A 21630-nucleotide genomic window follows, 5' to 3' on the forward strand; every position below is an offset into this window, starting at 1 on the left:
CTACCCACCCCTTCTCCAAGAACCTCGCAGTGAAGCTCCTATTCCATTCCTGATTGGGCCCCGATGGATATTAATTCATTAATATTGTGTGAAATGTGGCTGCGGCGTATTACCTTGCCGCAGCTGAACCCAAGAACCTCTGCTGTTTCTGATGGTTTTGTTTTTTGGATTCAACTTGTTTATGTGAGCGAACAGCCGCCGGCCCCTGGCCGGCGGCTGTTTTTTACCCCTATCCGTAAATAAGCCCGCCGCCCCGGCGTTTTCCCGTCCTGCTTACCCCGCCCGCCATGCCTTACAACGAGTCTGGTCCCAAGCGCAAATTCTATACGCCCGCCGAAGCGCTGCAGAAAATAGCGGCGTTCTGCGCCTATCAGGAGCGCAGCCACCGCGAGGTAGAAGACAAGCTGCGCAGCTACGGGCTCGACGAAGACGAAGCTGGAGAAATCATGATCCGGCTGGTGCGCGAAAAGCTGCTCGACGACGAGCGGTACGCCCGTTCCTTTGTGCGGGGCAAGTACCGGCTCAAGAAGTGGGGCCGCCGCCGCATCCGGCTGGAGCTGAAGCAGCGCGGCCTCTCGGAGTACTGCATCAAGGCCGGCATGAGCGAAATCGACGGCGACGAGTACTACCAGAACCTGAAGGAGCTGCTGGAGAAGAAAAACGCGCTGGAGAAAGAAAGCCACCCGCAAAAACGGCGGCAAAAACTCACGGCCTACGCCACGCAGAAAGGCTACGAGGGCGACTTAATTCAGGACGCCCTCGGCGAAGTACTAGGAACAGAACGCTAAAGCTGCTGACTGCCGCTCGGGCCGGTTTAGCCTACCGTGAGGCCAAATTGCCGGGACAGCGCCACAAGCCGCAGCATGTCGGGCGGGCCGCTGGGCAAGGGCGGCACTACCAGCGCGCCAGCCGGCTCCGCTTGGGCCCGGAAGAAATTCTCGAAGCCCGCCGGCGTGATGTAGAGCAGCACCCGGGCGTAGTCGGATTCCAGCCGGAAGCCGTGCTGCCGGCCGCGGGGCAGGTGCACCACGTCGCCGGGCCCGGCCACGAAGGTGGCGTCTTCCACCTGGTAGCAGATGCGGCCTTCCAGCACGTAGCAGGTTTCGTCTTCGTGCCGGTGGGTATGCAGCGGCGGTTCCATGCCGCGCTGCAGGCACATATCGAGCAAGGAAAAGGCCCCGCCGGTATCCGCGCCGGTAAGTAGCGGCATGACCAGCGCGCCCTGGTACCACCAGGAATCCGCGGCCCGGCGGCAGCGGTGGGCCGGTTGGCTACGGGGCATCAGGGTCGTTTCGACAATTTCTACTGCCGGTTCGGTTGCTGCATTGGTTTTCATAGCGGGTAGGTTGGAACGGAACATTCCCGAAAATACCGCTACAGCCAGCCTATGGCCAACGCATAAGCATCACATAAAATACTACAAATCAACCAACAAAGAAGCAAATATGGCTTTCGGCGCCTACATGCAGCTGCGGACCCGCATAAATATGTGAGTGTCGGCGGAGCTACTGCCGCGGCCCGGCAGCCGGTGCCTCAAGCTGCTGCGTGAGGACGACCCGGCGGCCGGTCATGGTTTCCAGCATGGGCCGCAGAATCTGCTCGGCGTTGCGCTGCGTCTGGGCCAGAATACCCGACTGCAACGCCGCCCGGCGTACGTTAGCTTCGGCGTACTTGTAGCTCTCATCCACCAGCTCGGCGTCCTGCCAGAAGCCGTTTTCCACGCTGTATACCTTGCTGCGGCCGTGGTCGACGCGCCAAGTGCAGAGTTCGGGCTTGGGCAGTGCCACGCGCACCAGCGAGTCGCCTTCGAACACCACATCCGTAGCCTTTACCTGGCGCAGATCCAGGCAGCCCACGGCCTCGCCGGCCACAATCAGCGCCACCTTGGCATCGGGCAGAAAGCGGTAAGTGCTTTTCTTGTACTCCACGATGTCCTTGAACTGGTAGCGCACCAGCTCCATTTTGCCCAGGCCTTCGATTTTTTCGAGCACCGTGTTGTGGCTGACCGTTACGCGGGGCGTGGGGTTCAGCGGGTTCAGGTCGCTGAGCGAAGACGAGACTTTGCGCCACAGAAACCAGCCCAGGGCCAGCAGGAACAGGAGCGGCACCAGACGCCGCAGCAAACGAACGAGGGGCATGAAGTCAGGGAAATCAGGCAACAACTGCGGAGCTATACGGGCCCGGGCGGCGCGGCGCCGAAGCGCTGCTGAAAGCCGGCCCAGCCCTGCAGCCCGCCGGTGTGAATGGCAACTACCGTGCTACCCCGCGCAAAGTACCCGGCTTCGATTACTTGCAGCGTGCCGGCCAGCAGCTTACCAGTGTACACGGGGTCCAATACGACATGGTGACGCTGGTAAAACGCCCCGATGAAGACTAGCAGCTCGGCCGAATACTTGGCGTAGCCGCCGAAATGCGCATTGAGGTGCAAGTGGTAGTTGGTATAGCGTTTCCCCACCGCCTGCTCGGTCAAGGCGTCCACATCGGCGCGCAGGAATTCCGCGCCTTTGAGCGCGGCTACGCCCACCGCCGCCCGGCGACCATCCAGGCCGGTGAGCAGCCCGGACAGCGTGCCGCCCGTGCCGCAGGCCACAGCCAGCGCGTCGTAGGCTTCGCCAGCCGCGTCCAGCTCCTGCACCAGCTCGGCGCACCCACGCAGGGCCAGCGCATTGGAGCCGCCCTCGGGCACCACGTAGGCCGGCCCGAGTTCAGCTAGTAACGCCGCCACGTAGTCCGCTTCGGCACGCTGCCGGTACTCTTCCCGACTCACAAAATGCAGCTGCATACCATTGGCCCGGCATTGCTGCAGCGTTGGGCTGAGCGTAGTCGTCGCTTCGCCCCGCACTACCCCGATGGTGCGGAAGCCTTGCAACCGCCCCGCCGCCGCTACGGCCGCCAGGTGGTTGGAATACGCTCCGCCAAAGGTGAGCAGCGTATCGGCACCTTGCCGTTGCGCCTCCAGCAGGTTGTACTTGAGCTTGCGCCACTTGTTCCCGGGCAGCTCGGGATGCCGCAGATCGTCGCGCAGCAGCCGCAGCCGCACGCCGCGGCGCTCAGCCACGGGTTCGGGCAGCTCGAGCAAAACGGGCGGTGGAACGAGGCTCATCTTAAAAGCAACAGCGCAGGACCGGAGCCCTGCGCTGCTGATACGAAAACGGAATCGGGCTCAGCTGGGGGAGCGGCTTTACGCGGCCAGCAGCTCGTCTTCAGCAGCCGGCGTGTTACCGGGCGTGGAGCGCTGGCGCAGGGCGTACACCACACCACCAATCAGCACCACGAACAGCAGAATGGACGACACCAGCGACACCGTGTTGCCGATGCTGTACTCCTTCGGCTCGAACTTGAAATCGATAGTGTGCTGGCCGGCCGGAATGGGCAGGGCGCGCAGCACGTAGTTGGCGCGCAGGTGCGGCACCAGCTTGCCGTCGATGTAAGCGTTCCAGCCGTCGGCGTAGTAGATTTCCGAAAACACCGCGAAGCCGTCCTGCACCGCGTTGGCCTGGTACTTCAGCTCGTTGGGCGAGTAGCTGGTCAGCTTGATGCCGGAGCCCACGGCGTCGTAGCTGGTCTTGGCCTGCGGGAACTTGCTCACGTCCACCACGGCCGTCGTCACCGGATCGAAGTTGCTGAGCGCGGCAATTTCCTGGTCGGGGTTCTGCACCGGCTGAATGGTCGTCACAAACCACGCGTTGCCTAGGGCACCAGGGTTCAGCTGGGCCTGCGTCTGGCCGGTCTGCTGGTCGGGCGGGGTGATGACGTAGCGCGTGTTGAGCATGTTGAGCACGCGCGGGTTATTCTGCGAAATCTGCCGCTCGATCAGCTCCTGGTAGCGGCGCAGCTTGGCCCCATGGTAACCGCCGATGCTCTTGTGGAAGTACGAAGTCTGAGCCTCGTTGAAGGGGTTGTTCAGGTTCAGCACCCGGAAGTGCAGGGTCTTGTCGGCCAGAATCTGCTCGTCGGCCTTGGAGGGCACAAACTGCTGGGTCACCGTTTCAGTAGTGAAGTTCGACTCGCCCAAGTAGCGTTTGTCCACCATCCACAGGTCGGCCAGGGTGAGCAGGCCTACCAGCGAGGCAGCCGCCGTCAGGGTGAGCTTGCGGCTGAGGTAGAACCACAGCACGCCGGCCGTGGCCACGGTGAAGAAGATGGAGCGGAACACGTCGGTGCGCATCAGAGCAGCACGGTCCAGGCGAATGGCATCCACCGGGAAGCCGCTCTGCTGCAGCTGCGAGTCGATGGGCGCGGCAAAGTCGCTGCCGAGGCCGAGCACCAGCGCCAGCAGGCAGAGGCCCGCCGTGATGCCCGTGGCCAGCAGCAGCTTGCGTCGCAGCTCGGCTGTTTCGGGCGTATCCTTCCGGGCGGCGGGTAGGCCGGCCACCAGCGGCGCGGCGGCCGGAACCTGGGCGCGCAGCACGCGGGCCAGGGCCAGCACGGCCAGCAGCGGCATGGCCAGCTGGGCAATGGTCAGCGCCATCGACACGGCCCGGAACTTGTTGTAGCCCGGGAAGAAGTCGAACATCAAGTCGTTGAAGGAGGCGAAGTTCTTGCCCCAGGCCAGCACGATGGACAGGATGGTGGCCGCCAGCAGCCAGGTACGCGTGCGGCGGTCGGCCACCATCACGCCGAGCACGAACAACAGGCACACCACCGCGCCCACGTATACCGGGCCGCTGGTGATGGGCTGGTCGCCCCAGTAGGTCGGGATGTTCTGTAGGTATTGCTCCAGCTGCACCGGCGGCACGCCCAGGCCGCTCAGCGCCTTGCCCGTATTGGAGTCCTCGTCGAGCTTACCCGATGAAGCGCCCCCGTAGTAGTTCGGCACCAGCAGCGTGATGGTTTCCCCGATGCCGTAGCTGTAGGAGAAGGCGTAGTCGTGGTCGAGGCCCGAGCCACCTTCCTCCGCGGGCGCGGCGGCCGGCTGGCCTGGTGCCGTGGGAGCCGGCGTCTTCAGCTCCGACTTGCCCCGGATGCTATACTTGCCGTACGAGGCTGTAGTATATAGGCGGCCAAAGCTCACGCCTACCGCCAGCAGGGCACCTACAGCCAGCAGAGCCGTGTTTTTCAGAAAGTCGGCCATGCGTTTTTCGCGCACGGCAAACACCAGCTCCACGATGCCGAACACCAGCACCAGCAGCAGCAGGTAGTAAGTAATCTGCAGGTGATTGGCCCGGATGTTCATCGTCAGGCCCAGGGCAAACAGCACCGCCCCGATGAGCCGGTGGCGCCGGAACGTGACCAGCAGCCCCGCCAGCACCAGCGGCGCGTAGGCCAGGGCGTAAGACTTGGAGTTGTGCCCGGCGGCCAGGATGATGAGGTTGTAGCTGGTGAAACCCACCGCCACGGCTCCGATCAGCGACACCAAGGGACGCATGCCCAAGGCCGCGAACAGCAGGTAACCGCAGAACAGGGCCGCAAACAGGTTGGCCACCACCGGCGGCAGCCCCACCGTAAACAAATGGCTCAGATACACCGACATATCACCCGGGAAGCGGGTGCTGATCAGGTAGGTGGGCATGCCCGAGAACATGGAGTTGGTCCACAGGGCTTCCTGCCCGGTTTGCTCGCGGTAGAGCAGCGCTTCGCGCGCCCCGCCGTTGAACTGCACGATGTCGTGCTGGCTGAGGGTTTTGCCGCCGAACACGATGGGCGAGAAATACAAAACGGCCAGCAGGAGCAGGAAGGCTACGGCCAGCACGTGCGGCAGCAAACGACGCCACAGGGGCGCGGGCGCCGCGGTAGCCGGCGTCGGCGAAACAGCTGAGGGCATGTAGGGTAGTCGGTAGTTGGTAGTCAGTAGGCTGACCGCGGACGCCCCAGAGTAGCTATGCTGACGGCTGAACAACCACCTTGGGACGCCAGGCCTTGCGGCAATCAGAGCCCCCCGTCGGGGTTATTCACGGCCGTTCATAGCCAAGCTGCGGGCCATCGGCGGTCATGAAAAAGCCCGGCCGGCACAGGCCAGCCGGGCTGAAGCCCGAAGGTAGTCCGATTATTTTACTTCCTCGAAGTCTACGTAGTCGCCGCCGCGGAAATCCGCTTTGGGCTGACGTTTGGTCTTGGGCGGCACGTAATCCACGCGCACATGGTCCGCGGACTCGGCCGCTTGCTCGTAGCGGGGCGGTGCCTGCCCTTCGAAGGGCGCGCCGAATGGCATGCCGCCGGCCCCCATTTGCTTTTTTACCAGCGAGGTGAGGGCGTAGCGCAGCAGGTACGGCAGCACCAGGCGCAGCACCCAGAACAGGAGAAAAGAAACAAACAGGAAGGTCAGGAAACTCATCAGCGCGCGGGTTCAGCGTCGGGTTGGAAGTAAAAGTCGCGGTCGGCAGGGCCCATAAGCACAGCCGGCGGACAAGGTACTAACCGCGGCGAGCCGCTCTGGGTTTCCAGCACGTACGGCCGGTAGCCCAGCTCGGCCAGCAGCTCGGCCACGCGGCGGCGGTTGTCGAGGCCGTTCAGTTCGGTCTGGATAAGGGGACGGTGGCGGCGCAACGTGCCTTGCATGTGCCGGAACACTTCGTACTCAAAGCCTTCCACGTCGCACTTGATGAAGTCGAGGCGGTCAAAGTCGGCCAGTAATTCATCGGGCACGCGCATCTGCACGTCGTAGTACTGCCCATACTGCTCAGTGGGGCTGCTGTCGGCCACCTTGGTCATGCCGTGGTGCAGCAGGCCGTTGCGGGCAGGCGTACCCATGCGCACGACGTCATTTTTGCCGCCGAGGGCGTAGGGCAACAGCATGAGGTTGTCGTGCCCACTTACCTGCACGTTGTCTTCCCAGATGCGCTGAAACAGCGGCACCGGCTCCACGGCCAGCACCTTGCCCGCGGGCCCTACCAGCCGCGACAAGGCCACGGAATAGTAGCCGAGGTTGGCGCCGATGTCGAGGCACACGTAACCGGGCTTTACCAGCTGCTCCAGAAAAAACAACTCGGGGTACTTGGTCTTGCCCCAGCCCAGCCCAACGAGGCGCAGGTATACGCGGCTGGCGAGGCGGATGTACCGCTCGAAGCCTAGGGTGCCGACCAGGAGTTTGCGCAATGCCTTCATGTGCCGGCAAAGGTAACAGGCCCCGGCTGCTTAGCGCACGGCAGCTCGTCGCTGCCGCCACCACGCTACGCCGAGCATAGTCGCTCCCACGCTCAGGCCCAACAGCAGCTCGTTGCCGAGCAAGGGCAACAGGAACTCGCGCCAGTATTCGGGATGAACCAGAACGGTGCGTGCCATAAGCAGCGATACGGCGGCCGATACCGCAGTGGCCTTGCCGGCTACCCGCAGGCTCGTGGCTACGGCTTCGGAGGCCCAGAGTACAGGCTGCCGCGCGTAGAATTGCCTGATCAGTGGCACCCAACCCAACAGCTGCAATGCGAAGATCAATAGGTGTACCGCTGCTTTAGCGCCGAGCCCGCCTGTTGCCCGGTGCTGCATATAACCCGGCACCAATACCAATGCGTAGCTCACCAGCCAGCTGAACCCTATCAGGCCAACTGCCGCCCACCACTCCGACACCGGCTCATCTGAGCGCAATTGCTTACGGGCCAGCAACCAGGCACTAAGCCCCAGATAGCCGGCGGCTATTACACTCACCCACGAGTCACCACTAAGCAGCGCTAGGGCCGCCAGCACCATCAGGATGCCGTTGCCGACACCCACGCCGGGACGCCCCGAACGGTAATGCGCCACGGCCATCCAGACGCCCACGATAACGAGCAGCAAAACGACCCCGGCCAAAATGCCAAGCAACGCATACAGGTCGCCGTAATCCGGATCGGCCCAGGCCAACTGCGGCAAAGCACATAACAAAGCCAGCAGGAGCCAGGATTGTCTTTGGGGCATACGAAGCACTTTCATAGCCCGCAAGATATGGGCCGGTGGCCGTTCGAGCGACTCAGCGCCGCCCGGCCCGCGCCCACCAGCGCGACACGCCCGCCGCTACCAGCCCCCCAATGGTATACCAGGCCACCGTCATCAGCTTGGTTTGGGTGGTACGGTTGCTCGGGCCATTGCCTAGGCCCATGGGGCCCGGCAGCACCACGCCTCCTACTCCGGCCGTTACGCCCAGCGCCGCTCCGCGCAGCCAGGCATCCCGTCCCGTCCCGACCAGACTGTAGTACAGCCCGTTGACAAGCAGGTCGCCGGCCATGGTGATGTTGTAGGCCGTCTGGCGCTTGGGCTGCGGCAGCTCAGCCGCCGACAGCAGCTTGCGCAGCCCGCGCATACCCAGAATATCCATGCGGGGCGCATCGGGCGTGGCTTCACGCGCCGCCTGGTGCACCAGCGTCAGCACGACAGACCCGCTCAGGCCGCTCACCAGGGCCTGCATGGCATCATTGGAAGCAGAGTGTTTCATAAAGAGACAGAGATGGTTACACCGGCAACAAGGGCCGGCTCTCTATTTTTACGCGAAAATTTTCAAAAGCACTTGCGCGGCATTTCCCTCGCCGCATTATATTTGCACTCCCGTTGAGCACATCGGCTCAGCTGGTCAGAAGCCTGCTTAGCTCAGTTGGTAGAGCAGCTCATTCGTAATGAGCAGGTCGTTGGTTCGAGTCCAATAGCAGGCTCCAAACAAATCGGCCCGTTTCCTTTCGGAAACGGGCCGATTTGCGTTTTCAGACCCGGGAGCGAAGCCCGGCTTAGGCGTTGCGCTTGTTCATCGCCTTGCTCAGCCAGCTGATGCCAGCTGCCAGGGCCAGGCCGCCTACTACTTTTTGCGTGGTGCTGAGCTTGCCCAGCTGGCCGGCGGCCGAGTCGCCAAAGTTTTTCAGCTGGCCGTTCAGGCCGCTCAGCAGGCCGCCTTGGCCCTGCGGAGCCGATTGCTGCTGGCCTTGGATGTTGCTGCTGCCGTTGCCTTTGAAGTCGGGGGTGTCTTGGATAGCCATGATATTCGGAGTGTGAAGGGTTCTACCATGAGCCGGCGTTGTGCCAGCTGCTGCAGAACTATTCGTAAAACCAAGCGGCGGGGTTACAGCAAATTGCGGGTTTGCGCGCTCTGCCACCGGGCTTCTCCTCTCCTATACTACCACGTCAGGCCGGTTGTGGCCAGCCGAGGCCTGCTCAGAACCGCCGCGGCCCGGGCCGTCGGGCAAGGGCACTGCCAGCAGAGCCGCGTAGTGCGCCGCATCCCGGGCGCCGGCTTCGCGGGCTTCTACCTCGAAACGGTTTGCGTAGTACCCCACGCGCGCCGACTCTACTAGATACTCCCACAGGAACCGCAACAGGCCGCGCTCCTGCACCTGCCGGATGTGGCACATCTCGTGCGCCACCCACGACGGTTCGCGCAGAAACTGCTCGCGCGTGACGCCGCTCAGATGAATGGTTTTGCCCAGGACCATGGCCACGTTGGGCTGCTTCAGATTCCAGCGCGCAATGCGGGCCCAGGGCGAGTGTTCGACGATGCGGGGAAGCTCCACCGTAAGGAGTGCTTTGAAAGACAACAGGATACGAAACCGAGGGACAAAGGTTGGCAACCCCAGCAATACTTTTCAACCATTGCATAGCACTAAAATAAGAATTTAAGCCTTTTTCGGCCCAAAAGTTTGGACCCGTACCAGATGGCGGCTAGCTTTACCCTACTAGCCCGAATAGAATCTATCCGCGGCAGTTGAAAAAAACTCCTTTTCTCACCTTCTCAAACGGTCTGACTTAGAGAAGAAAAGTACGCCTATGGTCCCTCGGGGCCGCCGCTCGGGAGCGGAATCCACCACCCACACGACGGACAATGAAGAATACCTTTTTGTGTTGCCTCGCCGCTGTTTCACTGGCTCTTTCCTTTTTCTTTGATTATGCCCCCCAAGGGCAAGCTTCCCCGGCACACGGCGCCTCAGCCGTAGCGGAAGCTTCGCTCTTCTCTTTCCCCGAAGGCTCCGAGCCGAGTTCCCGCGACTCGCTTAACCTCGGGCAGTACTCGCAAGCCCTCGGCATCAAGGTGGACTACACCGAAAATGCATCCCTGCTGCGCACGATTTCCGAATGGCTCGGCACGCCGTACCGCTTCGGCTCCAATAGCAAAAGCGGCACCGATTGCTCCGGCTTCGTGACCCGCGTATTTAAGGAGGTATACGGCATCAACCTGGTGCACAGCTCCCGCTCGATGTTCTCCAACGCCAAGCGCGTAGCCAAGGACGAGATGAAAACCGGCGACCTGGTATTTTTCCGCCGCGGCCCGGGCCAGCCCATCTACCATGTAGGCATCTACCTGCGCGACGGCAAGTTTGCCCACTCGGCCACCAACGGCGGCGTGATGGTCAGCTCGCTGGAGCAGCCTTACTACCACCGCAATTTCTACGCCGCCGGCCGCGTACTCAACGATTAAGCTTCTCTCAACAGCTTCTTCGAGCCCCTGCCCTTCCCGGCAGGGGCTTTTTCTTTGCCCATTGGGTCGGCAGCTGAGTATAGCGTCCGATAACTATTTTGCCGCGAAACAGTATAGCACGGCAGCCGGCTGCCGCTTCTGTGGTCAGCCGTTGTTGCGTTGTTCTCTCTTCACTCATTATACTCATGGCTACTTCCCCTGCCGACGGCGAACAAATTGCTTCCTCGCCGCTTTTTAAGGGCTTTCTGCGCAAGGCAGAAGGCTACCTGCGTCAGCCCCTGCGCATCAAGCAGCTGCTGAACGATGCTTACCAGAAAGCCAGTGCCAAGAAGGACGTCGGCCACATTGCCCACGAAGCCTGGGAAAGCCTGCAGACGCTGTTCCGCCTCGTCAAGTTTGCCGCCTCGGGCGAATACACCGGCATCCCGACGCCCACCGTACTCGCGGCCGTGGCTGTGCTCATCTATTTCCTGAGCCCCATCGATCTGGTGCCCGACTTTATTCCCGTAGTCGGCCTGCTGGATGATGTGGCCCTGATGGCCTGGTTTACCAGCACCCTCAAAACCGAAATGGACAAGTTTGAGGAATGGGAACAGGCGCGCGCCCAATCCGCAAGTGCTGGCGCTAGCTTTGTTGCGGCCTCGGAGTCGTCCACCTCAGGTTCGCAAGCTCCGGTCGTGCGGCAGCTCTCGTCGACTAACTCCCCGCTCGAAAAGGCCGAGCACAGCGTCGGCAGCGGCTCTTTCGTGGAAGCCAGCGAATCGGCTAAACGCGCCGGTATGGCCGACCTGCCCGGTGGTACCAACCCCGACCCCGCCAACCAGGCACCCGACGCCGACAGCCCGGTTATCCACGCCCCGCACGACCCGGAAGTAGGCAATACGCCCAACCCCAACGTGACGGCAGCCAGCATTTCGGGTAGCCGCGACCCGCGCCTGAGCGACGGCCGCGGTGGCGACACCGGCGGCAACGTCCGCTAAGCACAGCCCCGATACGACAACGGCCCGCTTCTCTCCGTGCAGAGAAGCGGGCCGTTAGCGTTTTTCAGACGATAGGGTTAGCTGTTACGCGGCTTAGCGGGCTTTGGAGCCACCCAGGTGCGAGGCCACGTAGCGCACGAAGTCGCGTACGGTGTTCAGGGGCACCTCGTCGGGAATGGTGATTTTGAACCGGCGCTCAAGCTCCAGAATGATATCGACCACGTCGACGGTATCGAAGCCCAGTTCGCGGCTCAGGTTACTGGAAACACGCAGGCGCTGGGGCTTGATGGCCTTGCGCTTGCTGATGATGCGGAGCACTTGCTGTTCGATGTTTGTGCTGCCAGGAGTGGTAGTCGTTCGGGTTAACATGGCTGTTGAAACGACGGGTGAACGGAAAAAAGAGGGAAAAATTGCCCAAGAACCCCGGCGCACGGCCGGCGGCCGTAGGTCGGAGTCTGCTTGAGCGGAAAAGGTTGCATGACGAGTAACGTGCATGTAGCAGCGCCCGGCTGGCGGCTGCCGGCCCGGCAGTAGCGCCGCGTGCAATAATGCAACGGCAAGCTACCGCCGGGCTTGTAAAGCGCAGCTTAGTATTCGGCCAGCACCGGCGGACGGGCGGCAGACACCTCTTCTTCGTCGACGACTTGCTTGACATTGGCATCCGGGTGCTTGCCCGTCACCTTGCCCTTGAGCGTTTCGCTCAGCAGGTACATTACCGGCACTACCACCAGCGTAATGACCGTGGCAAACACCAGACCGAAGATGATGGTCCAGGCCAGCGGGCCCCAGAATACTACCGATTCACCGCCGATAAAGAAGTTGGGGTGGAAGGAGTTGAACAGCTCGTAGAAGTCTACGTTCAGGCCGATGGCCAGCGGAATCAGGCCCAGCGTAGCGGCCGTAGCTGTCAGGATTACCGGGTTCAGGCGGGTGCGGCCGGCCAGTACAATGGCTTCGCGCAGCGGCATGCCCTGGGCACGCAGGATGTCGGTGAATTCGACCAGCAGAATCCCGTTCTTCACCACGATACCGGCCAGGGCGATGATGCCCACGCCCGTCATCACGATGCTGATGTTCATGCCCGTAATGGCCAGGCCCCAGAACACGCCCGCAATCGAGAACAGTACCTCGGAGAGGATGATAACCGGCTTGCTGAACGAGTTGAACTGCACCACCAGAATCAGGAAGATCAGGGCCAGGGCGCCCAGGCCGGCCACGGGCAGGAAGTCAGAGGTTTCCTTCTGGTCTTCCTGCGCGCCACCCATCTTGATGGTGTAGCCAGGAGGCGTCGGGTAGGCTTTCAGGGCCGTCTCGATGTTGCGCACCACGTCGGGGCCGGTAAAGCCCGACAGCACGTTCGAGGAGATGGTGATGACGCGCTTCACGTCCTTGCGCTTGATGCCGCCGTAGGTGGTGCTGTATTTCACGTCAGCCACGGACGAAATCGGCACTTGGCGCATCTGCCCGGTAGCGTCGCGGAAGGTCAGCGGCGAGTTCAGGATGGCGTCCACGTCTTCGCGGTACGGCTTGGCGTAGCGCACCTGGATGGGATACTCGTCGTCGGCGGTCTTGAATTTGCTGGCCTCGTAACCGTAGATGGCCGTGCGTACTTCCACACCGATCTGGGCCGTGCTGATGCCCTCGCGGTTAGCACGGGTGCGGTCGATGTTCACGGCAATTTCGGGGTTGCGGTCCTCCAGGTTGGAGCGCAGCTGCTCGATACCGCCGATGTTCTTCGAGTTGACGTAGCGAATAACGTCTTTCGACAGCGCCGCCAATTTCGGATAGTCGTCGCCGGCTACCTCGATGGCAATTTCCTTACCCGTGGGCGGGCCGCTCGATTCCTGGTCCACCGAAATTTCGGTGCCGGGAATACCCTTCACGGCTTCGCGGATTTTGTCCATGTAGGTGCGGGTGCTCGGGCCTTCCCGCTCGCTCAGCTCCTTGAAGGCCACGGCTACCTTGGCCAGGTGCGACTGCGACACGCCCGTGGCCGTAGCTTCGCTCGGGTCGCCGGCGCCAATGGCCACGTTGGTGATGACCGATTCCACGTCGGGGTTTTTCGTGCCGATGACGGCGTAGATGCGGCGCTCCAGCTCGTGGGCCACCGAGTCGGTAACCTCCACGCGGGTACCTACCGGCATTTTCAGGTAGGTGTACACGAATTTCGGGTCGCCCTTCGGGAAGAAGTCTACCTTGGGGCTGCGCATGCCCACGGCCACAAAAGAGCCGATGAACAGCACGAGCACGCCTGCCATGACCAGAGCCGGGTGGCCGATGGCCCAGCGCACTAGGCTGGCGTAACCGTTCATGAAGCGCGGCAGCGCCTTGGTCTGGAACCAGGCAATCATGTGCACAAACACGAACTTGTCGAGCAAGGCGAAGATGATCAGGAAGATGAACAGATTGCCGACGAAAGGCGAACCGGCTGCGTAGCCAATCAGGGCAATCAGCAGCACCACGCCCAGCCCGATGAGGAAGGGCTTGGTGAGCTTGGGCTTGTGGGCATCCTCGGCATGGTGGTCTTCGCGCTCCATGAACGACACGGCAAACACCGGGTTCATGATGAAGGCCACGATGAGCGAGGACATCAGGGTCAGAATCAGCGTCACCGGGAGGTAGAACATGAAGCTACCCACGATGCCGGGCCAGAACATCAGCGGCACGAACGGGGCCACGGTGGTCAGCGTACCAGCCAGAACCGGCACGAATACCTCGCCGGCGGCAAACTTGGCGGCCTGGGCCGTGGTCAGCTTGGGGTGCTCGTGCAGCAGGCGGTGGGTGTTTTCGATTACCACGATGGCGTCGTCCACCACGATACCCAGCGCCAGCAGGAAGGCGAAGAGCACAATCATGTTCAGCGCAAAGCCGAACATGGGCAGCACCACGAAGGCCAGGAACATGGACAGCGGCACCGACAAGCCCACGAACAGGGCGTTGGTGGTGCCCATGAAGAACATCAGAATCACCGTTACCAGGATGAAGCCGATGACGATGGTGTTGATCAGGTCGTGCAGCGTCACGCGGGTGTCGTTCGACGTGTCGCCGGTGATGGTCACGCGCAGCTCGTTGGAGAGGCTCTTCTTCGAGTCTTCGACAATCTGCTTGATTTTGTCGGAGGCATCGATGAGGTTTTCACCCTGACGCTTAATCACGTTCAGCGTAATCGAGGGCTTGCCGTCGAGGCGGGCGTACGATTCGCGGTCCTTGAAGGCATCCTCCACGGTGGCAATGTCGCCGAGGCGCACGGCCGCGCCGCTCAGGTTCTTCACCTGGATGTTGGCAATGTCAGCGGCGTTGACGTACTGACCGGCCACGCGCACGGCGCGCTTCTGGTCGCCCACGTCCACCGTGCCGCCGGAGATGGTGATGTTCTCGCGGGCAATGGCGCCTTCAATATCCGAGAAGCCCAGGCGGGCAGCGCGGAGCTTGTAGAGGTCCACGTCCACGTTCACCTGCTGCTCCAGGGCGCCGATGATGTCGACGCGGGTAATTTCGGGCAGAGCCTCAATCCTGTCCTGAAAGTCGTCGGCCAGCTTCTTCAGCTGCGACGCCGGCAGGTTGCCGGCCAGGTTGATCTGCATGATGGGCAGCTCCGAGAGGTTCACCTCCTGCACGGTGGGCGGGGTGGGCAGGTCGTTGGGCAGCTCGTTGCCGGCTTTGTCGACGGCGTCCTTGATGAGCTGCTTGGCGTATTGCACGTCCACGCCGGAGTTAAACTCCACGTCCACGATGCAGTAGTCCTGGTTCGAGGTGGAGTTGATTTTCTTCACCCCGTTCACCGACTTGATTTCCTTCTCAAGCTGGCGCGTCACCAGGTTTTCGATGTCCGTAGGCGAAGTGCCGGGGTACACCGTGGCCACGATGATGCGCGGAATGACGATATCCGGGAATTTCTCCTTACCCAGCTTGATGTAGGAGAAGATACCCGCCACGCACAACAGGAGCGTGATGATGTAAATGCTGGTCTTGTTATCAATGGACCAACTGGTGGGTCCAAACTCTTTTTCGATATCCTGCATGGAAAGTCGGAAGCTAGGATGTGAGTCGTGTCAGGCCGCGCCGCCCGGCAGCCGTAGCTGCCCGGGCGGCGCTGGTCCTTGCGCTAGGCGCCCGCTTGCCCGGCCGTGGTGCCGGCGAGGGACACCGTCTGGCCCTCGTTGAGGTTCTGGTAACCGGCCGAAATCACTTGGTCGTTGGCGTTCAGCCCGCCGGTAATTTCGGTTTTGCCGTTGTAGGTAGCGCCCGTTTTCACCACGCGCTTAGCGGCTATTTTCTTGCCGCCTTTGTCTTCTACCACAAACACGTAGCTGTTCTCGTCGTCGCGCTGCACGAGGTCAACCGGCACAACGGTCGCGCTGTTTTTGCTGTAGTTCTGGATGCGCACGGTAGCCACCATGTTGGGGCGCAGCTGCTGAGCGGCCGAGCCGTCGAGGCGCAGCTCCACCGAGAAGGTGCGGCTGGCCGGGTTGATGATGCGGCTGACGGTGCGCACCGTCGTCGGCAGGTTGGTCAGGCCCAGGTCCGGAATGTCCACCTGGGCTTTGTCGCCGGCCTTGATGGTGTTGGCGTAGTTTTCCGACACATCGGCCACCAGCTTGCCGCCCGAGCCGCTGAGCAGGCGCACTACCGGCACGCCGGGGTTGCCCATTTCGCCTACTTTGGCCGGCACCTCGTCCACGGTGCCGCTGAAGGGCGCTACCACGTTGTACATGGCGCGCTGCTGCTGCTGAGTAGCCAGGCTACGCTGCAGGGCCTCGTAGTTGTTCTTGGCCTGCAGGTACTGAATTTCGGTACCGATCTGCTGTTTCCAGAGGCGGTCCTGCTTTTCGTACACGGTGCGGGCCAGATCCAGGCGGGTGCGCAGCTCAGCAATACCCGATTCGAGCACGGCCGCATCCTGGGTGGCAATAACCTGGCCTTTGCCCACCCGGTCGCCGCGCTGCACGCGGATGCTGGTGAGCACGCCCGGCACGCGGGGCGAGACATTGGCATTCTGGTCGAAGTCGGCGCGGCCCTGCACTTCGAGGTAGCTGGTAAAGTTTTCGGGCTGCACGCTAATCACCGATACGGGCGTGGCGGCCAGCTCAGTGGCAGCGGCCGGACCGGCTTTGGCTTCCAGCTCAGCAATTTTGGCAGCGTTGGTGGCCTGTTCCTGCTTGAGCTTGGCCAGTTCGGCCTGGGGGTCTTTCCCACCGCCGCACGAAGCCAGGAAAGCCAGGAACAGCAGCGCCGAAGAAGATGCGTATTTCATTGGAGAAGGAGCTAGTAGCTGGGGGGTAAGAGCTAGAATCGGGGCAATCAACTGGCTAGGCCGGCGCCTCTAGCTCGGGGCGCCGGTGGCTAGCTCCTTATTTCTTGGTCTGAGTGAACAGCTCGCCGGTGGCTTTGTCGCGGTCCACCTTGGCTACCAGCACGTCGTAGAGGGCGGCGTAGTAGTTGGTCTGGGCCGAGCGCAGGTCGGTTTCGGCGGTGATGACTTCCAGGTTCGAGCCTACGCCCTCCTGAAACTTGATGCGCGACACGCGGGCCACGTCGGTGGCCAGGTCCAGGTTGGCGCGCTGGTTGTCGAGCACGTCCAAGGCGTTGACCAGCGTGGTGCGGCTCTGCGCGTCCTGCAGGTCGATGCTCTGGCGCAGCGTCTCGAAGCCGCGCTCAATGGTCTGCTGCTGAATGCGGGCCTGCTGCACCTGATACTTGCGCCGGAAGCCGTCGAACACCGGGATTTGCAGGCTCAGGCCGATGTTGCCGAAGCCGAACCAGTTCTGGTTGGGGAAGCCGTTGCCATCCACCGAGTTGGGCCCGCGGAAGGCAAACAGGTTGCTGGGGTTGATAGCCGAGCCGTTGAAACCGTAAGCGGCCGTGGCCACGAGGCGCGGGTAAGCGCCGGCGCGGCGGTTGGCCAGGTCGAGGCCAGCCAGGGCCTGCTGGGTTTCCAGCGTGCTGAACTCGATGCGGTTGTTGTAGTTGAAGGCCGCAGCGGCCTGGGACGGCCGGGCACCCGTGAGGGCCGACTGCTGGTCCTGGCGGGCCTGGTCGGCGGCGTTGCCGCCGGTGGGGGCCGGAGCCGAGGGCACACCGCCGAGGCTACGGTCGCCGCTGCCGGTGTTGAAGTTGGCCACGCCCAGGCGCTGGCGCAGGGCCGAAGCGTCGACCACGGCACCGTCAAGCTGGTCGGTCAGCGTTACCGGTTGTTCCTGGGGCAGCCCCATCTGGAACTTGAGCAGGGCCACGCTCAGCTCGGTCAGGCGCTGGGCTTTCTGCTGCTCTACCACCAAGTTGTTGCGCTGCACGCGCAGGCGGTCCACGTCGAGCTTCTCCACGAAGCCCTCCTTAAAAGTAGCTTGCGTCTGGTACAGCAGGGTATCGAGGCGCTGCACGTTGCGGGCCAGCAGCTCCAGCCGGGCGCGGGCCACCAGCGTGCTGTAGTAGGCTTTCTGCACCTGCTCCACCACGTCGATTTCGGCTTGCTGGGTTTGCTTCTTGGCCAGGTCTTCGTACACCTTAGCCGCTTTCAGGCCGATCAGGTAGGAGCCGTCGAACAGCAGCTGCGACACCGAGGCGCTGGTGTTGCCGGCCCACTGCAGGCCAAAGGCCAGGGCCTGGGGCGGCAGCGGTGCCCGCTCTACCTGCACCTGCTGCAGGTTGACGCTCTGCCCGCTCTGGGCTTTGGTAACGTCGTTGGGGGTGAGCTGGGTAGCGGTAGAGCCCCCGAAGGCGCCCACATCCACCAGCGACTTCTGCAGCTTGAAGTTGTCGGCCAGGTTGGCCGTTACGTTGACCTGCGGCAGGCCCGCCGAGCGGATTTCGCCGACGCGGGCGTGGGCCGTCTGCTCGCCCAGGCGCGTGGCCATCAGCGAGGATTTGTTTTTCAGGGCGAAGTCAACGGCCTGTTGCAGGCTCAGCGACATGGGCACACCCGAGGCCACGGGCGCTTGGCCCGGAGCGGGCGTCTGGGCCAGTAGCTGGTGCAGCCCCAGGTAACCTAAAGCAGCCAGGAGCAGCAGTAGGCGAAACGCTTTGTTCATAGCGAAACGAAATGGGTGTAGAGAGCGTGAGGGTTAACCGACTTCAGCTTCGGTCAGCTGGCGGTACTGATTGACAAGGCGGTGGCCCTTGAGCGTGCAAATGCCGTAGAGAAAGTGCTCGACGGTGGCCGTGTGCAGGCGCTGCACTTCAAATTGCCGGGGCGGGAAAATGCGCGCGTCGAACATCAGCTCAATTTCGGCCAGGCGCAGGCGGGCCAGCACGTCCACGTCGAGGTCGGGGCGGAAGAGGCCTTCCTCAATGCCACGGTGGAGGTTCTCAGTGATTTTGCGCAGAATGAACGTGTTCTTGTGCTGCTCAAACAGGGCCCAGGCCTCCGGGTAGTATTTCTGCAGCTCGTGAAAGATGCTCGGGTTAATGCTGCTGAGCATGCTCTTGTGCCACTGCATCAGGTTGTAGCTCTCCTCCAGCGCGTTGGCGCCGGTAGCGAAGGCCACTTCGCAGTCCGACTCTTCTTTGCCCAGGTGCTGCTGCATGGTAGCCAGCACAATCTGGTCTTTGTTGTCGAACCACTTGTAGAGGGTCTTTTTCGACATGCCGAGTTGGGCGGCGATGTCGTCCATCGAAACGCTGCGGATGCCGTTGCGCATGAACAACTCGACGGCAGTCAGCAGTATCCGGTCCTTGATTTCCATACTCACGCCACAAAGGTACAACGGAAACTTTCAGTGAACCCAAAGTTTCCATTAGTTTTTTCGTGGACATAAATCCGTGCGACAAGGTTCCAGAAGCGGCTTTGCGCGGGCAGACGCAGAGGGCAGCTGAATACTTTATCGTCTATTGTTAATTTTTATCACCGCCGCGGCAGCCCGCCAAGCCGCGCCCGGCACTACAGCCGGGCGTTGTACCTTGTGCCCACCATCTGCTTCAACTCCCCTCCCCCATGCGCATCCGTACCGGCTTCGGCTACGACGTTCACCAGTTGCAAGAAGGGCTGCCGTTCTGGCTCGGCGGCATTCAGGTTCCGCACACCCACGGCGCGCTCGGCCACTCCGACGCCGACGTGCTCATCCACGTCATCTGCGACGCTTTGCTGGGCGCCGCCAACCTGCGTGACATTGGTTTTCACTTCCCCGACACCGACCCGCAGTACAAAGGCATCGACTCCAAGCGCCTGCTGGCGGGCGTGATGCAGCTGCTGCGCGAGCGTGGCTACCAGGTCGGCAACATCGACTCCACCATCTGCCTGGAGCGGCCCAAGGTGAACCCGCACATCCCGGAGATGCAGCGGGTGCTGGCCGAGGTGATGGGCATCCCGGAAGACGATATCAGCATCAAGGCCACCACCACGGAAAAGCTGGGCTTCGTAGGCCGGCAGGAAGGCGTAGCCGCTTACGCCACCGTACTCATCGTGCAGCCCTGACCAGCGCTACCCCGGCCCCGATGGTCCGGCACTACGCTTCTATATATAAGGAGCCGAAGCGCCGCTACCGGCTTTAATGGCGCGGGGCAAACGCGGCGTGGCCCCAACTTTGCCAGCGGGCCTCCAAGCGCCGCAACCCTGACGGCTCAAGCGTAGTCTTTGGCGCTACTTCACTCCCATTCCTCACCACAACCCGGCTGCCTGGGTGGGCAGCTTCTCCATTAGTATGTCGCACAAACTCATGCCCGCGCTGCTGCTCGCGGCGGCCCTGGTGGCCGGCCCGGCCGTGGCTCAGGACGCGCCCAGCAAGGGCAAAATCAAGGTCAAGCGCAAGGACAAGGACAAAACCGAGGCCCCGGCTACCGCCGCGCCCGGCCCGGGCCGCCAGGCCCCCGTGCCGGTGGACCACGCCATGACCTATGCTTCCGGCATCAATCAGGCAGACCTGACCAAGCACCTCACCGTGCTGGCCTCGGATGCCTATGAAGGCCGCGAAACCGGCGAGAAAGGCCAGAAGATGGCCGCCGACTACATTGCCAACCGCTTCAAGGAATTGGGCTTGGTGGGCCCGGTGCAGAACTCGGACAACCCCTACCTGCAGCACTTCACCATGGAGCGCAGCACCTGGCCCGGCACCGCTACCCTGAAAGTGGGCAGCCAGAGCTACCAGTGGCTGAAAGACTTCTACGCCTACGGCAACTCGCCCTTCGAGCAGGCCACTACCGTGCAGCCGGTATTTGTGGGCTACGGCATCGAAGAAGGCGGCTACAACGACTACGCCGGCCTCGACGTGAAAGGCAAGGACCTGGTGGTGCTGATGGGCGAGCCGCAAAAGGACGGCAAACCCGTGCTCAGCAAGGACGGCAACCCCACCAAATGGGGCAACGACTACCGCGCTAAGTCGGCCCTGGCTAACCAGAAAGGTGCCCGCTCGGTGTTCTTCGTCAACTTCAACCCCAAGGATGACTTCGGCAAGACGACGGCGCGCATGGCGCCTTACCTGAGCCGGCCGAGCATCAGCTTCATGGACAAGAAGGACGCCCGCGCCGCCACGTTCTTCGTGTCGCCGGCGGTGGGCTACAAGCTGCTGGGCACCACCGAGGCTGCCCTGCGCAAGTACGAAACGGCCGCCGGTCAGACCACCACGGGCAAACCGGCCAGCTCCTTTAAGCCGGCCTCCTTCACGGTAACGGCTCCGAAAAAGCGCGAGAACTTCACCACCGAAAACGTGCTGGGCTTCCTGGAAGGCTCGGACAAAAAGGATGAAATCCTGGTGGTGTCGGCCCACTACGACCACATCGGCATCATCGGCGGCGAGGTGCACAACGGCGCCGACGACGACGGCTCGGGCACGGTATCGGTGCTGGAAATGGCCGAAGCCTTCACCCAGGCCAAGAAGGACGGGCACGGCCCGCGCCGCAGCATCTTGTTCCTGACGGTGACCGGCGAGGAAAAGGGCCTGCTGGGCTCGGAGTACTACACCGACCACCCCATCTTCCCGCTGGAGCGCACCATCGCCGACCTGAACATCGACATGGTGGGCCGCACCGATAAGGAGCACGAGGGCAAAGGCGACTACGTGTACGTCATCGGCTCGGACAAGCTCTCCTCGGAGCTGCACACCATCGTGGAAAACGCCAACAAGCAGTACGGTCCCATTGACCTGGACTACCGCTTCAACGACCCCGGCGACCCGAACCGCTTCTACTACCGCTCCGACCACTACAACTTCGCCAAGCACAAAATCCCGGTGGCTTTCTTCTTCAACGGGGTGCACCCCGACTACCACGGTGCCGGCGACGAGGTGGACAAGATTGAGTTTGCGAAGATGGAGAAGCGCGCCCGCCTGGTATTCTACTCGGCCTGGGAGCTGGCCAACCGCGACAACCGCATCGTGGTGGACTCGAACAAACCCTAATTGAACGGCCGAA

Annotated in this window: 19 protein-coding genes, 1 tRNA gene and 1 pseudogene; 6 read left to right on the forward strand and 15 right to left on the reverse strand. The window is 62.3% G+C overall.

The window, feature by feature from the left end:
* The first annotated feature begins 287 nt into the window (after positions 1-287).
* Positions 288-788 (forward strand): regulatory protein RecX, encoded by a 501-nt coding sequence (locus B0919_RS01075; RefSeq protein ID WP_078010340.1) that lies wholly within the window; start codon positions 288-290, stop codon positions 786-788.
* Between the two features lie 26 nt (positions 789-814).
* Here B0919_RS01075 and B0919_RS01080 read toward each other — a convergent pair whose 3' ends face one another.
* The 8 genes from B0919_RS01080 to B0919_RS01115 form a co-directional block, all read right to left on the reverse strand.
* Positions 815-1336: a quercetin 2,3-dioxygenase gene (locus B0919_RS01080; RefSeq protein WP_176132797.1), complete on the reverse strand. Its 522-nt coding sequence runs from the start codon at positions 1334-1336 to the stop codon at positions 815-817.
* Positions 1337-1505: 169 nt separating this feature from the next.
* Complete coding sequence (locus tag B0919_RS01085; RefSeq protein WP_078010342.1) at positions 1506-2138, reverse strand: DUF4230 domain-containing protein; 633 nt, start codon at positions 2136-2138, stop codon at positions 1506-1508.
* Positions 2139-2170: 32 nt separating this feature from the next.
* Positions 2171-3103, reverse strand: a complete 933-nt coding sequence (locus tag B0919_RS01090; RefSeq protein WP_078010343.1) for a 1-aminocyclopropane-1-carboxylate deaminase/D-cysteine desulfhydrase — start codon at positions 3101-3103, stop codon at positions 2171-2173.
* Positions 3104-3181: 78 nt separating this feature from the next.
* Positions 3182-5764, reverse strand: a complete 2583-nt coding sequence (locus B0919_RS01095) for a YfhO family protein (RefSeq protein ID WP_078010344.1) — start codon at positions 5762-5764, stop codon at positions 3182-3184.
* A gap of 222 nt (positions 5765-5986) precedes the next feature.
* A complete protein-coding gene (locus B0919_RS01100; RefSeq protein WP_078010345.1) occupies positions 5987-6274 on the reverse strand; it encodes a DUF4834 family protein in 288 nt (95 codons plus the stop codon).
* Positions 6274-7044 carry an FkbM family methyltransferase gene (locus B0919_RS01105; protein WP_078010346.1) on the reverse strand — a complete coding sequence of 257 codons (771 nt, stop codon included), beginning with the start codon at positions 7042-7044 and terminating at the stop codon, positions 6274-6276. Before B0919_RS01105 ends, B0919_RS01100 begins: the two co-directional genes overlap by 1 nt.
* A 30-nt stretch (positions 7045-7074) precedes the next feature.
* Positions 7075-7845 carry a hypothetical protein gene (locus B0919_RS01110; protein WP_139361821.1) on the reverse strand — a complete coding sequence of 257 codons (771 nt, stop codon included), beginning with the start codon at positions 7843-7845 and terminating at the stop codon, positions 7075-7077.
* A gap of 37 nt (positions 7846-7882) precedes the next feature.
* The gene (locus B0919_RS01115) at positions 7883-8344 is read right to left on the reverse strand and encodes a hypothetical protein (RefSeq protein WP_078010348.1); all 462 of its coding nucleotides are present in this window, start codon (positions 8342-8344) and stop codon (positions 7883-7885) included.
* A gap of 141 nt (positions 8345-8485) precedes the next feature.
* Here B0919_RS01115 and B0919_RS01120 point away from each other — a divergent pair.
* Positions 8486-8561 (forward strand) — tRNA-Thr (locus tag B0919_RS01120).
* A gap of 69 nt (positions 8562-8630) precedes the next feature.
* Here B0919_RS01120 and B0919_RS01125 read toward each other — a convergent pair.
* Both B0919_RS01125 and B0919_RS01130 read right to left on the reverse strand, forming a co-directional pair.
* A complete protein-coding gene (locus B0919_RS01125; RefSeq protein ID WP_078010349.1) occupies positions 8631-8876 on the reverse strand; it encodes a hypothetical protein in 246 nt (81 codons plus the stop codon).
* A 132-nt stretch (positions 8877-9008) separates the two neighbouring features.
* Positions 9009-9407 (reverse strand): hypothetical protein, encoded by a 399-nt coding sequence (locus tag B0919_RS01130; RefSeq protein WP_217700982.1) that lies wholly within the window; start codon positions 9405-9407, stop codon positions 9009-9011.
* A gap of 308 nt (positions 9408-9715) precedes the next feature.
* On the opposite strand from B0919_RS01130, the gene B0919_RS01135 reads away from it, so the two are divergent.
* Both B0919_RS01135 and B0919_RS26015 read left to right on the forward strand, forming a co-directional pair.
* Positions 9716-10309: a C40 family peptidase gene (locus B0919_RS01135; RefSeq protein WP_078010350.1), complete on the forward strand. Its 594-nt coding sequence runs from the start codon at positions 9716-9718 to the stop codon at positions 10307-10309.
* A 437-nt stretch (positions 10310-10746) separates the two neighbouring features.
* Positions 10747-10848 (forward strand): annotated as a pseudogene (locus tag B0919_RS26015) (YkvA family protein); the annotation flags it as partial.
* Positions 10849-11382: 534 nt separating this feature from the next.
* On the opposite strand, the gene B0919_RS01145 reads toward B0919_RS26015, so the two are convergent.
* From B0919_RS01145 to B0919_RS01165, 5 genes are all read right to left on the reverse strand, one after another.
* Positions 11383-11658: an acyl carrier protein gene (locus tag B0919_RS01145; RefSeq protein WP_078010352.1), complete on the reverse strand. Its 276-nt coding sequence runs from the start codon at positions 11656-11658 to the stop codon at positions 11383-11385.
* A 218-nt stretch (positions 11659-11876) separates the two neighbouring features.
* Positions 11877-15311, reverse strand: coding sequence for an efflux RND transporter permease subunit (locus B0919_RS01150; RefSeq protein ID WP_078010353.1), 3435 nt, complete (start codon positions 15309-15311; stop codon positions 11877-11879).
* Positions 15312-15394: 83 nt separating this feature from the next.
* Positions 15395-16543, reverse strand: coding sequence for an efflux RND transporter periplasmic adaptor subunit (locus tag B0919_RS01155; RefSeq protein ID WP_078010354.1), 1149 nt, complete (start codon positions 16541-16543; stop codon positions 15395-15397).
* Between the two features lie 97 nt (positions 16544-16640).
* The gene (locus B0919_RS01160) at positions 16641-18317 is read right to left on the reverse strand and encodes a TolC family protein (protein WP_078010355.1); all 1677 of its coding nucleotides are present in this window, start codon (positions 18315-18317) and stop codon (positions 16641-16643) included.
* A gap of 33 nt (positions 18318-18350) precedes the next feature.
* Positions 18351-18971: a TetR/AcrR family transcriptional regulator gene (locus tag B0919_RS01165; RefSeq protein WP_078010356.1), complete on the reverse strand. Its 621-nt coding sequence runs from the start codon at positions 18969-18971 to the stop codon at positions 18351-18353.
* A gap of 248 nt (positions 18972-19219) precedes the next feature.
* On the opposite strand from B0919_RS01165, the gene ispF reads away from it, so the two are divergent.
* The gene (ispF, locus tag B0919_RS01170; protein WP_078010357.1) at positions 19220-19699 is read left to right on the forward strand and encodes a 2-C-methyl-D-erythritol 2,4-cyclodiphosphate synthase; all 480 of its coding nucleotides are present in this window, start codon (positions 19220-19222) and stop codon (positions 19697-19699) included.
* Positions 19700-19925: 226 nt separating this feature from the next.
* Positions 19926-21617, forward strand: coding sequence for a M28 family peptidase (locus B0919_RS01175; RefSeq protein WP_078010358.1), 1692 nt, complete (start codon positions 19926-19928; stop codon positions 21615-21617).
* The last annotated feature ends 13 nt before the right edge of the window (positions 21618-21630 follow it).

The organism is Hymenobacter sp. CRA2, from assembly GCF_002007105.1.
Classification (GTDB): Bacteria; Bacteroidota; Bacteroidia; order Cytophagales; family Hymenobacteraceae; genus Solirubrum.